Here is a 14816-nt window from a genome sequence, read left to right on the forward strand (position 1 = left end):
TCAAACGTTTATTTATTCTGGCAGGTCTTCTGACTTACTCCATTTTTGAAATCCTTCCCATTCCTAAAAACAGTGGATATATTCTTCAAAAACTCTGGTTCGGAGCTTACAGCAGCGGGTCTGTTCCGGATTTTCACCGGATTCCCTTTTAAGAGCCTGTTACGGCTCACCAAATTTCGGCAAAGATATAAAATTCCCGCCAGATACAATGTGATGCAGAATAAAATGATTATCAATGCATAAACATGAAAAATCCCGTTAGGTTATAACGGGATTTAAACAATCAATCTCTACTGAATTTTCTATTTTTTCAATGATTATTTTTTCACAAATTCACGGTCGCTCAAAGTTTTCATAAACAGGATAAGATGAGTCTTTTCCTGTTCTGTGAGAGGAATTCTGTTTCCGTTGTTTTTAAAGACAGGATCAAGATTATTACTCTTTAAAACCCCTTTATCAAAATAATCAAGAACGGCTCTTAAAGTTGGAAACTGCCCAAAACTTCCATAAGGAGCCGTATATTCTACATTTCTTAATGAAGGAACCCTAAAGCTCATATAATCTTCCGGAAGACCTGTTACTCTCCCACGTCCGGCCTCATTGGTATTGGTATTTAGTGGAAATCCAATATTTCTGAAGCTCTGATCTGTAAAAAGCTCTGTACTATGGCAACTCACACATTTCTGCTGAAAAGTAAGGTAACCTTGTTTTTCATTTTCTGTAAAAACGTCTCCTTCATTTCTTTTTATTCTGTCATATTTACTATTGGCAGAAATAAGTGTATACTCGTACTGTGCAATACTTTTATAAATCCTTTCCGCTGTAACAGTTTCATCTCCAAATACCTTTTTGAATAAATCTTTATACATCACATCATCCTTTATTTTACCAATCACCTCTAAAATAGAAGATCCCATTTCTTCATGAGTGATAATAGGAACGAGTGGTTGATCTTCCAACTGAAGGACATTACCATCCCAATTATAGAATTTCATAAACTTCATATTCTGAATAGCCGGTACATTCCGTAAGCCTACTCTGTTTTGAATACCTATCGCCTGAGCATTATTATCCGCAAAAGCATTTCCCTGAATGTGACAGCTGGAACAGGATACTGTATTATCTGCACTCAGTCTTTTATCGTGAAATAACTTTTCTCCCAACTCCACACCATACTTTGTAGGAACATTAGTTTTCACCGAGTTATTTAGTTCCGGAAAATTCAAAGGAATATTGAGTGATAATTGTGGATTATCAAGCGGAGCTGGCTCATAATAATCATTATTACAAGAGATTAACAGTATAAAAATTGCTAAAATGCTTAGTCCTTTTTCCATTACAGTTAAAATGAATCTAGTTTTCAACACTACTCACTGAAAACATTCCTGATGTATCACTAGACCCGTTTCCTCCAAGGTTATCCACAAATTTTATCATTTGGTTCGCTGTATGAATATTCGGAGTGGCATTACCATCTGATCCTGTTCCGGTAACCAATACAATGGTGTTGATTTTACCCGTCAACAGCTTATCAAAATCTGCTTTAACAGTAATTTTAGGTGCTTTATTGTCTACTATTGCATTTTTAGGCAGATCTAGTGTAACCTCTCTGTACGCATCTACTCCCTGTGTAAAATTATCTTTCGTTCCTTTTATGGTACTTCCTGTATGGATAGACATCTGCTTGTTATCCGTTCCGTAGAAACCTTCTATTTTGGTAAAACGATAACCAGCACCCCATTCCCACATCATTTGTGTATCATTGGCTCCTGCGGTTGCATAGAATTTTGGAAATCTTACCTGATCGAGTACATTCAGATCTCTTTTTACACCCAATCCGAATTTGATTCTTTTATATTCTCCTGCAGGTATATTACTTAAAATATAACGAAGAGTCTCCGGTTTTGATTGATCTATTACGGTAGCTCCCTGATCCAGATCATTAATCTTATAAGGAACTTCATTACCATCTGCCTTTATCAGTCGAATATTACTGATTACATATTTCAATTCTGAAAAGTGGTGAACCTGTCCCTCTGCAGAAATATTTGTGGTAGCAGCAGTAGTTCCTCCAAGAACAATGGTTGTATTTTTAAACGTATTATTGAATTCAAGGGTTACATTATTCGCTACAGGATTATCATCACTATTCTGACATGAAATTACACCTAATGAAAAAGCGGATAATAGTAGATATTTTTTAAAGTTTTGCATTGTAAAAATTTTAGTGGTTGTTTTAATTAAAGTTGTTGATCTTAAAAATTAAATTGTAAAGAAGTGTAGATATTACGCCCCATTCTTGGGATGTTCCCCCAATCTGCATAGGTGCTGTAGTATTTATTCAGCAGGTTTTCTGCGCCTACCTGAAAAACGGTTTTCAATTTTTGAATATTGAAAGTATAGTTCACGGAGAAATTCCAGACAGCATAGGCTGGGGTTTTATCTTCTCCATATTCTGGACTGTAATTACGTTGGATGAAATCTCCATTTACAGAAGTCTGAATTCCCAAATTTTGATGGGTAAAATGTAAGGAGGTCAGATAGCTTAAAGGTCGAATGAAGGGTAAATTCTTTCCTTTATCATCTCTTCCTCGGGCATAAGTTAAAGTTCCTTTCCAGTGCAGTTCCGGTAAAAAGCTATAACCGGCATTTAGAGCCATATTAAAGAGTGTTGCATGATCCAGTGAAGTATACGCCTTCACTCCTACCGATTGATAATTCATAGGACTTCCCAGACTTAAAATCTTTCCAATGATATAATTCTGAATATAGAAGTAATTTACTTTGGCTTCAATACTCATTTTTTCATTTTTAAAACCTACGCTGGCATTGGTTTCATAAGAAATTTCATTTTTTAAATTGGGATTTCCGATATAATCATATCGATCAAAACTATTGTAGATATAATATCCATAGCCTTCTGAAACAGAAGGTGCTCTATGTCCGTAGCCGGTTCCTACAGAAAAGCTAAAATGATTCTCTGTAAACTGATACCCTGCATGTAAACTTGGAAGAATTCTCGTTTTTTGCTGAGGTGCTCCCGGATGAAAAATCCAGTTGAATTCTGCATATTTGGACTCATTGTAATTCAGTCCTAAAGATCCTCCAAAGCTTACATTGCTTTTATCCGATATTTCCCAGTTGTTATTCATCGAAAGCCCTGCAAAACGAGTAGTTACCCAAGGCCAGCTGTAGGCAAACATAGTTCTGTTCTTTCTATCCTGTGGATACATTCTCATTTCTGCAATAGAAGTATTATTGTACATATTGAGTTCTATGGCTGAGCTATACCGTTCTTTTTTCAAATTGACTGAGGAAACTAACCCATAGGTGGTGCTCCAGCCTGGCATATCCATGTGTACAAGATTTTCAGGACGCCTGGTATCATCCATATAATGCTCTATGGTATTGTAATAAATTTTAGTATCCCAGGATTTAATCAATCCTTCATTAAACAATTGCTTGTAGGAAGCTGATGTAATCATTGCTCTGGAAAGCCATAAATCCATTGGTAATGCAGGAAATCCTACATTTTTTGCCATATCGAAAATCGCATCTATTCTTACTGAGGATAAAGGACTCGTTTTATAAGCTATTCCAATTCCGGTATTGAATTTATTATATTGCGAATGATTGACCTCAGCGTCATTTCCATCATAATAATTTTGTGCTTTTCTGAAGGAAATACTTCCATCCACCACAAGTTTTTTCCCGGAATAGGAAATATTTCCAAGATTGAAAAACTGTTTATTATTAAACTCAAAACCTGTCTGATAAGCTCCATTCCACTTTTTCTCAAGGCCAAAAGGAGTGCTTTTTCTTTTTAAATCAATACTTCCGGCTACTGTAGCTCCATGCGAGCTCCCTTCCTGACCGGATTTTATATCTATCGATGAAAGAGTATTGCTCTCCAGATAAGAAGTCACCGGATCCATTTTATCGGTGCAGGCTCCAAAAATACGCATGCCGTCTATGGTAACAACAGAACGTTCTGTGCTCATGTTATTCAGTAAAGGTTCCCAGGCGTAGGCTCCCCGTTTTATAAAACTTATTTTGTCTGAAGATGCCAGAAATTCGTCTACTGAAACTGACATTTTCATATCGGTTCCCATTTTCTTTTTGCTGCCTTTCACTTCTACCTTCTCTAAAAGAGTAATACTGTCTTTTCTTGTTTTTCTGTTTTGAGCATTCATTACGACTCCCAAAAACATCAATATGATTCCGAACTGCTTCATGAAATTAGAATAAGGTGTCAATAAAAAGTTCACTTTTAGCGCCCGGAACACCTGGTGTAAAATCAGTGGAAACCTTAGTTCCCTTGATGATTTTTCCATTTTGATTAAGCAGGATGAAATTTAAGGTCCAGTTTCCCGTCATCGTATAATTGACAACTCCATGGTATAAACTGTCATTTCCTTGTTTTAAATCCTGATTATTGGGAGAAGAATGATTACCCATAGACGGTTCCGGCATTCTTGGATCCAATTGTAGTGTGTAGCCTTTCACTTCCGAATAAGAAAACTGTGAAGGATCAGGAAAAGTTCCTGTAGAAACAGAAGGTTTGTTATATTTATAAATCCCTGCTACCAGCTTATTTTCCGCCACTTTCGGTTTTTGAGGTGAAATAAGGGCAATACAATACTGTTCCCCATCATTTCCTGTAAACGAGGACATATTCAGGTTTTTATTATTCTGATCGTTCACTGTAAGATCTTTGTTGACCGTATATATTTTATTGTTGACCGTGAAGCTCAGATAAATTTTCCAGCTCGCTGCGGTATTACTTTTATCCGTAAATACAGAATACCCCGAATAATATTTTCCATCCGGTTTATAATCCAGATTGTACTGATAGGGACATGAAGTTTTGCTTCCATCAGCCTTCGTCATGATTGGTAAAAAAGTAACATCCGCAACATTGATGTTTTCATTCTTCTGGGAGTCAGTAATCTTTAATCTGATTTCATTATACCCTTGATAAAATGTTCCGTTTAAAGTCTCGATGTTTATTGTATAACCATCTTTATTTACTGTGGTTGCTTCTTTAAATTCGTAATGTTCCGGAACTGCGGTGTTGATTTCGCTTTCATAATCAGTTTTGTCGAGGGTGCAGGAAACAGCCATCAACAGAAGACTCATTATGAAAATTTGATACATTTTCATTGTTGATTTTTTAGTTGGGTGAATACAATAGAAATACGTTGAATGCAGAAACATTCAAGATTTTTTACCACAAAAAGGCACAAAAGATTTTGATAACACCTAAGGTATTTTAAAGTTATCCACAGACTGTGGATAAGTATACGTAACCCTTTTTGAAATAGGTCTCTTAAGCTTATTCAGGCTCTCTTGAATAAACCTTGATAATCATATACAATTTACAATAATCCTGATATAATATTCTTATGGACTCTATCATTCTGAATGTAACAAAGTGAAATGAAGAATCTAAGTTATATATGAGATTCTTCCTTCGTCAGAAATCGAAGATTCGACGTAGTCAATGACAATAGTGTAAAATTGTATATAGTCACCTAAATTTTTATAACTTTTGTGGTTAATTTTCTATAGGAGATTACTAAAAAACCGGAGGTTTAAAGATGTATTTTAGAAACAGAAAAGAATAGGCTGTTTCGTAGATGAAATTAGTATTGGAAATTACAATTTTTCCAGTGTGAAGCACCTCTGTAATTTCAGGCAGGGTATACATATCAAAAATTTTCTGCCCTGAGCTTTTTGCCTTATTGAAAGGTGTAGATTCCAAATCAGTATTGGTTTTTGCCAGCTCTTTTTTCAAATGGCATTTTCCGTTACAATGAAGTTCCGGTTTGCTTTTGTTAACACAGAGTGTATTAACAATATAATTATAATTTACAGCATACTCAGCCAGTGGTATCAGAGGTCTGAACACCATATAGCTAATAAAGAGTATGCTGTAAATTAATTTCATAAATTATTTCTTGCTTAAAGCGTCATCATATCTTTTGCTCACTTCTTTCCAGTTCAGCACATTCCAGATTGCAGAAAGATAATCTGCTCTTTTGTTCTGATATTTCAGATAATAAGCATGCTCCCAAACGTCAATGCCAAGGATTGGAGTTCCTTTTTCTTCAACGATATCCATCAATGGATTATCCTGATTAGGAGTAGAGGAAACGAAAAGTTTTCCGTTTTTATCTACAGAAAGCCAAGCCCATCCAGATCCGAAACGGTCTGCCCCTGCCTTACTCATCTTTTCTTTGAAGGCATCCATACTTCCGAAAGTTTCAGTAATAGCCTTTGCTAACTTAGCAGAAGGTTGAGTATTTTTCTCCGGAGTAAGGATCGTCCAGAAAAGCTCGTGGTTATAATGTCCACCAGCATTATTTCTTACGGCAGGACTTAATTTTGAAGTCTCAGAAAGAATCTTAATTATGGTTTCTTTTTCCTGTGGAGTTCCTGCAATCGCTTTATTCAGGTTGCTTGCATACGCTGCGCCATGCTTTGAATAATGGATCTCCATTGTTTGTGCATCTATCGATCCTTCCAATGCATTATAAGCATAGGGTAAAGGCGTTTGCTTAAATTGTGCCAGTGTAAACTGAGCCGCTAATACTGCTCCTAAAGCAGCAATTTTCATAATCTTCATAACGTTTTGTTGTATGGTTAAACAATATTTCTTTAGAAAGGAAGTAAGGAAGCTTGGAGTTCTATTAGTTAATAATCTGTACTCTTTTTCTTCTATAAACGAAGAATACTTCCATCTTCGTGCTTCCATCTTCCATTCTAATCTAATAACTTCTTAATATCCTCAATCAGGATCTCTCTGTCCGGATGATATTTTCCGTTCAGTCTTGGTACTTTTCCTTCTGGGTCTTCGTAATTCAATCCAGAGTAGTAAAGAATTGGCATATTTTCTTTATTGTATCGGCAGCGGATGTTTCCTTTTTCATCTACAAGAGCAATCATCCCGCTGTGATTAAGGCTTTCTGCCTCATCTTCTTTATCTCCTACATAAATATTAAAATGATCTGCAAGTTTACCAATATAGGTTCTGTCACCCGTCAGGAAATGCCAGTTAGGAGATTTTGCTCCGATTCTTTGGGCATGTTCCTTTAAAGTTTGCGGAGTATCATTTTCAGGGTCAATACTAATGGAAACAATTCCGAAATCAGGGCTGTTGATCTGGTTTTGAACCGCTTTCATATTTGTATTCATCACGGGACATATGGTAGGACATTTACTGAAGAAAAATTCGACCAGATACACTTTCCCCAACATATCTCTATTGGTAATTTTTTTACCGTTCTGATCTGTCAGTTCAAAATCAGGAACCTTCATCACCGTATAAAGGTTCTTTTTAAAATAACTCATTCCAACTCCTATTCCTAAGAACAGTAACGCAAAAATTGCAATCGGAGTAATAATCTTGCTCTTGTTATTCTTCTGATTATTTTTGGGCATAACTTTCAGGATTTTTCTTAAATTCATCTTTACAATACGAACTGCAGAAGCCATATACCTTAGCTTTATATACTGCTGTATCTTTTAAAGAACCTGCCGTTTTCATGTGGCAGATAGGATCTTCTTCATTCACTACCTGAACATTTTTAATATTTTCTCCGGAAGAATCCATGTTGCTTTTATGTTTTACCTGAGGTTCTTTTGCACAGGAAAACAGGGTTATTGACAGCAGCGCTATCAAAATAATTGGAGATTTCATTTAATAATAAATTGAAATTAATACTATTGAATACAATTATGAGGCTAAACAGTACATCACAATAACTATATGATTATCTGAAATCATATAAAATCCTATTAACAAAGTTTTTTAGGTTAATCTGTAATGAATTGTCTACCTGTTTTTTAGATAAAAACTAAAATATTAGTTCAATGTGAAATATTAAACTAAAGGTGGATGGAATATCCTTGAAAAATAATCTGAAGAATGGGAATCAAAATAATATGAATCTGAAGTTTCATCTTTTAATTCAGTATCTTTTTTATCTGAAAAAGAAAGAATATCATGAGAAAGGAAAACATCCAGTCCGGCAATTTTTATAGTCTGTGAACTGTTGGATTGCTTTTCTGTTTTGGCCAGTTCTTTTTCAACATAGCATTTTCCTTTACAAGTAGACTGAGGAACTTCTCTCTTTTCACAAAGGTTTTTCACAATATAATCATAGTTTACCGCATAATTTACTAATGGCAGAACAGGACGTACTGCAACTGTAAAAATGATAAATATGGAAATAAATAACCTCAATTCTTCAGTTCTGTATTACAAATATACTACTTCAAAATTGTTTTCTGTTCTATTTATGATGAATGTCATTAATGATTCTGCTGAACTACCTATGTTTTGTTGGAAGACGAAGAGAGTTTTTAGGATTACATTTATATTTAATCACAGATGGTACAGATTTCCACAGATGATTGTGGAAAACAATCTGAGTAATCAGCAAAATCTGCGAGAAATTTCACCCACCCTCAATAATCTGTTACCTATAGATTGAACAAAACTGTATCTGTTATCATCTTAATATTATAACGACATTTGATAATAAGATTTCTGACTTCGTTTCCTTATCAAAACAAAAAAATTAGTTCTTTATAAAAGTTTAATCTTGTTAAGCTCTGTTGTTTTTTCGGCAGAGCTTTTTTTGAGAATGATGCAGAAGTGGTTGGAATACGCAAAGGTGCTAAGAGTTTTAAAAGATCATGTTTTTAAGGCGCAAGGATTTTATCTGCGATAAAATTGAATGCTGCATATTTATGGCCACGAATGATTGTATTGATATAAAATGCATGGCTCTGTATGGCTGTTAAAACCCATTTAACTTTCACCACATAAGCACAATAAGAATGAGTTCGTAAAATTTAAGCTTTAACCACAAAGATTTCATTCGTGCATTAGTGGCAAAAAATCACTGGTTCTCTCCTTGCTAAAAATCTTTGATTTTTTTTGCGCCTTAAAATATGCGCAACATAAGTAGAAACCTTTGCACCCTTGCGTCTCCCAGCAATCTTTTTCCTCTACATCACAAAAAAGACTCCGCTGTAACCAGCAGAGCCTTCATTAATATAATTTAGTTGTATGTTTTTTGGATTAAAATTTCATTCTCTGAATTCTCACTGCATTTAAAATTGCCAGCAAAGCAACTCCCACATCAGCAAATACCGCTTCCCACATTGTTGCCAAACCTCCGGCACCAAGTACAAGAACTACCGCTTTTACAGCAAAGGCAAGAATAATATTCTGCCAAACGATCTTTTTCGTTTTTTTCCCAATATTAATGGCCATCGGAATTTTACTTGGTTTATCATCCTGAATCACAACATCTGCTGTTTCAATGGTGGCATCACTTCCTAAACCTCCCATAGCTATTCCCACATCACTTAAAGCAACTACCGGAGCATCATTCACTCCATCTCCTACGAAAGCTACAGTCTGATTTTTGGCTTTGATTTCTTTTACTTTATTCACTTTATCTTCCGGTAAAAGATCTCCGAATGCGTTATCAATACCAAGCTGATCTGCAACATATTTTACAACAGTACCTTTATCTCCACTTAACATGGTTGCTTTTACTCCCATTTTATGAAGATTATCAACCGTTTCTTTGGCATCTGCTTTAATACTGTCCGCAATCGTGATATATCCTGCAAACTTTTTATCGTATGCTACCGCAATTAGGGTGTATACAATATTAGCATGGTTGATATCATAGCTGATATTGAACTTATCCATTAGTTTGAAGTTTCCTACCAGAAGTTCTTTTCCGTTGACTGTTGCTTTTAATCCATGACCTGCAATTTCTTCTACATTTTCCATTGGAATGGAATAATTGATATCTCCTACATAATTGTGAATTGCCGTGGCTACAGGGTGTGTACTTTTACTTTCCAGCAGATTTACCAACTGCATGATTTCGTCTTTATTAAACTCAGAACTAATACTTACTTCCTGAACTTTGAAGACTCCTTCTGTCATTGTTCCGGTTTTATCCATCACTACATTCTGAATTTCTGCAATGCTATCCAGGAAATTACTTCCTTTGAATAAAATACCATTTCGGCTGGCTGCTCCAATTCCTCCAAAGTATCCTAATGGAATAGAGATCACCAAGGCACAAGGACATGAAATCACAAGGAAGATTAATGCTCTGTACAACCAATCTCTGAACTGATAATCACTAACAAAGAAATAAGGCAAGAAAGTAATTCCTATAGCCAGTAATACGACAATTGGAGTGTATACTTTTGCAAATTTTCTAATGAATAGTTCCGTAGGTGCTTTCTGAGCGGTTGCATTCTGAACGAGTTCTAATATTTTGCTTAATTTACTGTCTTCATAAGCTGTAGTTACCTTCACAAGGGCAATACTGTTCATATTAATCATCCCTGCCAATACAACTTCACCTTTATTTTTAGTATCTGGCTTACTTTCACCAGTTAAAGCTGCAGTATTGAATGAAGCTGAATCAGAAAGCAATTCTCCATCGAGGGCTAATTTTTCACCAGGTTTCAGCTGGATAATATTTCCTACTTTGGTTTCTTTAGCCTTCATCGTTTTAGGCTGATTATTTTCTATAATCGTTACCTCATCTGGTCGCTGATCCAGTAAAGCTTTGATGTTTCCTTTGGCTCTGGTTACTGCCATAGATTGGAAAACCTCTCCTACTGCGTAGAAAAGCATCACCGCAACACCTTCAGGATATTCTCCGATGGCAAATGCACCAATGGTAGCAATACTCATCAAAAAGAATTCTGAAAACACATCTCCTTTGATAATACTTTTATAAGCATCTTTCAGGACTGGAAATCCTACAGGGATGTACGCTGCCAAAAACCAGACTAATCGTACCCATCCTGTAAACCATGTAGGTTTTATATAGTTGTCAAAAGCAATTCCTAATAATAAGACTACAAAAGATATAATCGCTGGGAGAAACATTTGAAAGATCGTCTGACCTCCTGAGTCGTGAGAATGATCGTGTCCATCATGGTCATGTCCATCTCCTTCTGAGTGATTATGTTGATGTCTTTTTGTTTCTTTTTCCGGGGTTGTATTACAGCACTTTTCCATACCTGTTATTTTTATACAAATTTAGTGGTGAGACTCATGCAATGCTATTGCAAACTTTCAAGACAATTTTCACAAATTCCTTTGGCAAAAAGCCTTATTTCATCAATCCGGAAATTAGTTTGTATATTTTCCGGAAAGGAAATATCTTCTTTACAGGTCGTCTGTTTACATATTTTGCAATAGAAGTGAAGATGCCAGTCTTTATGGGTTTTCTCATCACAATCGTCATCACACAATTTGTATTTTGTAGTGGTATTTTCCTGAATACTGTGAACAATTCCTTTTTCTTCAAAGGTTTTTAAGGTTCTATAAATGGTAATCCGATCTGCATTCTCAAAGTGATTTTCTATTTCAGACAGAGACATTGCAGCATCTTGTGAGCTTAGAAAATCATATACCAGAATTCTCATACTGGTAGGTTTCGTATTTTTATCGATGAGTTTGTTTTCTATATCTTTTTTCATTATTAATCCTTTAAAATTCTACAGATGTACTTCATTTTCTTCATATCCTTCATCTTCAATCTGAAAAGTGGTATGGCTTATTTTAAAATTTTCAACGGTTGTATCTGTCAATGTTTTTAATAATTGATTCTGAGAAGTTCCATCTTCCTTAACAACGTGGGCACTCATCGCATTCACACTGGAGGTCAGCGACCAGACATGCAGATCATGAACATCCTTCACTCCCGGAGTCTGCTCCAGAGATTTTCGGAGTTCTTGAATATCTACATCATTCGGAGTTCCTTCCAGTAATACATTAATAGCTTCTTTCAGCAATCGCCATGTTCTTGGGAATATCAATAATCCGATAGCTGCGGAAATCAATGGGTCAGCATAATACCAACCTGTTGTCAGCATAATCACTCCCGCAATCATCACTCCTACGGAAGTAAGCATATCTGAGAGTACTTCAAAATAGGCTCCTTTCATATTCAGACTTGCTTCCGAGTCCTTTCTTAAAATCATTAAACCAACAATGTTTACGATTAATCCGATTCCGGCTACAATCAGCATTGATTTACTTTGTACTTCCGGAGGATCTTGAAAGCGTCTGTAAGCTTCAAATAATACATATATTGATATTCCTAATAAAACAACGGCATTGATTACCGCAGCTAATATTTCAGTTCGGTAATATCCATATGTTTTAGATGGATCTGCTTTTCTTTCTCCAATTTTTATGGCAATAAAGGCTAACAGTAGACCCACAACATCAGTCAACATATGTGCTGCATCTGCCAATAACGCAAGGCTATTGGTAACAATTCCTCCTATAACCTCAGCAATAAGATAGGTTCCGCTCAGGCATAGTACTATTAGCAGGTTTTTCTTATGTCTGCTTGCTGCGGAGGGAGTTTGTATTTGTGTTTTGGTATTTTCCATAGCTCATGAATTAATTACATTTCATAATAGGATGTATTTTCTTTTTTAGGGGGAACGTTTTGTTCCCCAATCATTTGTCTGATATTAATCTCTATGGTTTCTGCCAGAGAGGTTACCGGAGTATCTACAGGTCTGTTTTCGAATGGATCCTGCATCATAATAGAGGTTTTTTCAATGGTAATAAACACAATCGGAATCAGGAAAGTAATGAGAATCTCTATGACCAGCTGAGAATCATCCAATCCAAATGGAAGTATAATGGCAAATACATAGATTAATGTATGAACCAGAACGCTGTAAGACCTTGGAAAAACAGTGTTCTTCAGTCTTTCACATTTCCCCATGCTGTCGCAAAGTCTGGTTACCATGTCATTCAGCTGCATTTGCTGGAAATCTGTCAATTTTGAAGTTCCGATTTCTTTAAGCTGTTTGGAATGAGCATCCAAAAGGGCATTCGGGACATTAACAGCACTGATCTGATTTTCTTTCAAATAGTTCTGTACTTTATCTGAAAAAGGTAATTTTCTCAATGATTCTCCTAAAGCATACGTCCAGATAATCTGTCTCTCTGCAAATTCCTTAATCGTTTTATGATCTTCCGCAGGTAAAAACTGAATAACAAGCCTTACGAAACTTCTGGAATCATTTACAATAGCTCCCCAGACGGTTCTTGCTTCCCACCATCTTTCATAAGATTGAGAGGTTCTGAATGCCAACAATAATGATACTGCTGTTCCCAAAAGTGCAGGAATATTCAGAGGCAATGAAATTTTCTGAAACCATGGCAGCATATCCAAAATTCCTATGGCTACAGCAAATATTCCGATAAACAGAATTTGAGATTTAATTTCACGGATGAAATACCAGACTGATATTTTTTTGTTCAATAGCATAATAGAATCATTTATTAAATATTAAATACTGTATGATGATCATTACTTCCTACCAGCCTGTTTTTATACTTTAATCAACTATTACGTAAACAGTTCTAATTTAAGCATAAAAATTGATATCTGGCTGATCCCGACCATGTTCATTACGACTTATTCATGTTCTCCTGAATTCACGAGTTTAGCATTTACAAAAAAGGCTCCTTTCACTACAATTTTTGCATCAGCAGCAATTTGACCTATGGGTGTAATCGCTGTATACCCCATATCCGAAGTCCCTTTTACCACTTCTATTTTCTCAAAATTCAAAGTTTTAGGATGGGGTTTTCCTTTTTCTTCATGATCTTCCTCTGGTTTTTTATCCGTCTGTACAAAAACATAATATTTGCTATCTGCCTCTACGATTGCTGAGGAAGGAACCGCCGGTGTAGTACTTTTATCAAGACTCACGATCCCTGTGATATTCATACCGTCAATTAATCCGGTTTTGTTTCCGATCACCTGGCAGTGCATCGAAATGGTTTTACTATCATTTTCAAAAGAAGATCCTATGCTGTAAATTCTTGCGTCATATTCCGTTTCAGGGTTATTGGTCAGTTTAAAATGAACAATCTGTCCTACTCTCATTTTAGGAAGATCTCTTTCAAAGACCTGAAGATCCAGATGAATAGAACCATTATCAATCACGGTAGCCACCGGAGACGAAATATCTACATAACTTCCAATCTGTGCTGTAATACTACTGATGGTTCCACTAATTGGAGCAGTGATCACTAATCCTGACTTCATGTTTCCATTGCTGACACTTCCCGGACTTATTCCCATCATCTGAAGTTGTTTTAAAAGGGAGGCTCTTTTGGTTCTTAAAGTATTGAGTTCAGCATCGGCACTTTGCAAATTCTTCTTTGCTCCGGCATTATTATCAAAAAGCTCTCTTTGTCTTCTGTATTCCTGCTCAGCATAAGTGATTCTACTGTTTGTCGTCAGATAATCCTCTTGAAGTCTTATATAATCGGGATTGGCAATCGTAGCAATCACCTGCCCTTTTTTAACAACACTCCCTACCTGGATATTCAATGTTTTGATAATCCCCCCATATAAAGAAGTGATCGTCGCTTTATTACTATTGGGAACACTTAATAAACCATTTGCTTTGATGGTGGAGGTCAGCTCTTTCATTTCTACCGCTCCAAGAGTCACTTCTACCGATTTCATCTGCTCTTCCGTTAATGCGGCTATCGTTTGAGGTGCCTCTTCTTTTGACTTTTCTTTCTGCTCTGTTTTCTTAGGCGTTTTCTCAGGAGCATTTTCTGTTGAAGCTTCTTTTTTTCCACAGCTTATAATCAACAGGGAAATAAGTATAAGGGATATGATATTATATTTGAGTTTCATATGCAAATATTTATTTTTTATAAGATCATATGTAATCACCATTTTCATTTGTATTTGTTTACCTTGAAATGTTGTGAA

General features: G+C 35.8%; 14 protein-coding genes and 1 riboswitch. All 14 genes read right to left on the reverse strand.

What is annotated here, in order from left to right:
- Nucleotides 1-2: 2 nt before the first annotated feature.
- A riboswitch (cobalamin riboswitch) is annotated at nt 3-189 on the reverse strand.
- Between the two features lie 128 nt (nt 190-317).
- On the reverse strand, nt 318-1337 hold the full coding sequence (locus BLS98_RS06325) for a cytochrome-c peroxidase (RefSeq protein WP_089734704.1): 1020 nt from the start codon (nt 1335-1337) through the stop codon (nt 318-320).
- A gap of 16 nt (nt 1338-1353) precedes the next feature.
- Nucleotides 1354-2214, reverse strand: coding sequence for an MbnP family protein (locus tag BLS98_RS06330; RefSeq protein ID WP_089734706.1), 861 nt, complete (start codon nt 2212-2214; stop codon nt 1354-1356).
- A gap of 41 nt (nt 2215-2255) precedes the next feature.
- A complete protein-coding gene (locus BLS98_RS06335; protein WP_089734708.1) occupies nt 2256-4235 on the reverse strand; it encodes a TonB-dependent receptor plug domain-containing protein in 1980 nt (659 codons plus the stop codon).
- A gap of 4 nt (nt 4236-4239) precedes the next feature.
- Nucleotides 4240-5163: a hypothetical protein gene (locus BLS98_RS06340; RefSeq protein ID WP_089734711.1), complete on the reverse strand. Its 924-nt coding sequence runs from the start codon at nt 5161-5163 to the stop codon at nt 4240-4242.
- 415 nt (nt 5164-5578) lie between these two features.
- On the reverse strand, nt 5579-5950 hold the full coding sequence (locus BLS98_RS06345; protein ID WP_089734713.1) for a hypothetical protein: 372 nt from the start codon (nt 5948-5950) through the stop codon (nt 5579-5581).
- 3 nt (nt 5951-5953) lie between these two features.
- Nucleotides 5954-6628, reverse strand: a complete 675-nt coding sequence (locus BLS98_RS06350; protein ID WP_089734715.1) for a superoxide dismutase — start codon at nt 6626-6628, stop codon at nt 5954-5956.
- 137 nt (nt 6629-6765) lie between these two features.
- The gene (locus BLS98_RS06355) at nt 6766-7443 is read right to left on the reverse strand and encodes an SCO family protein (RefSeq protein ID WP_089735686.1); all 678 of its coding nucleotides are present in this window, start codon (nt 7441-7443) and stop codon (nt 6766-6768) included.
- Entirely contained in the window at nt 7430-7702 is a 273-nt protein-coding gene (locus tag BLS98_RS06360) for a YHS domain-containing protein (protein ID WP_089734717.1), read from the reverse strand. Before BLS98_RS06360 ends, BLS98_RS06355 begins: the two co-directional genes overlap by 14 nt.
- A gap of 183 nt (nt 7703-7885) precedes the next feature.
- A complete protein-coding gene (locus tag BLS98_RS06365; protein WP_089734719.1) occupies nt 7886-8248 on the reverse strand; it encodes a hypothetical protein in 363 nt (120 codons plus the stop codon).
- Nucleotides 8249-9091: 843 nt separating this feature from the next.
- Nucleotides 9092-11071, reverse strand: coding sequence for a heavy metal translocating P-type ATPase (locus tag BLS98_RS06375; protein ID WP_089734723.1), 1980 nt, complete (start codon nt 11069-11071; stop codon nt 9092-9094).
- Nucleotides 11072-11115: 44 nt separating this feature from the next.
- A complete protein-coding gene (locus tag BLS98_RS06380; protein ID WP_089734725.1) occupies nt 11116-11535 on the reverse strand; it encodes a Fur family transcriptional regulator in 420 nt (139 codons plus the stop codon).
- A gap of 18 nt (nt 11536-11553) precedes the next feature.
- Nucleotides 11554-12456 (reverse strand): cation diffusion facilitator family transporter, encoded by a 903-nt coding sequence (locus BLS98_RS06385; protein ID WP_089734726.1) that lies wholly within the window; start codon nt 12454-12456, stop codon nt 11554-11556.
- Nucleotides 12457-12470: 14 nt separating this feature from the next.
- Nucleotides 12471-13349 carry a bestrophin family protein gene (locus tag BLS98_RS06390; RefSeq protein ID WP_089734728.1) on the reverse strand — a complete coding sequence of 293 codons (879 nt, stop codon included), beginning with the start codon at nt 13347-13349 and terminating at the stop codon, nt 12471-12473.
- A gap of 150 nt (nt 13350-13499) precedes the next feature.
- Nucleotides 13500-14738, reverse strand: coding sequence for an efflux RND transporter periplasmic adaptor subunit (locus BLS98_RS06395; protein WP_089735688.1), 1239 nt, complete (start codon nt 14736-14738; stop codon nt 13500-13502).
- Nucleotides 14739-14816 lie beyond the last annotated feature (78 nt).

It is taken from the genome of Chryseobacterium jejuense, from assembly GCF_900100075.1.
Classification (GTDB): Bacteria; Bacteroidota; Bacteroidia; order Flavobacteriales; family Weeksellaceae; genus Chryseobacterium; species Chryseobacterium jejuense.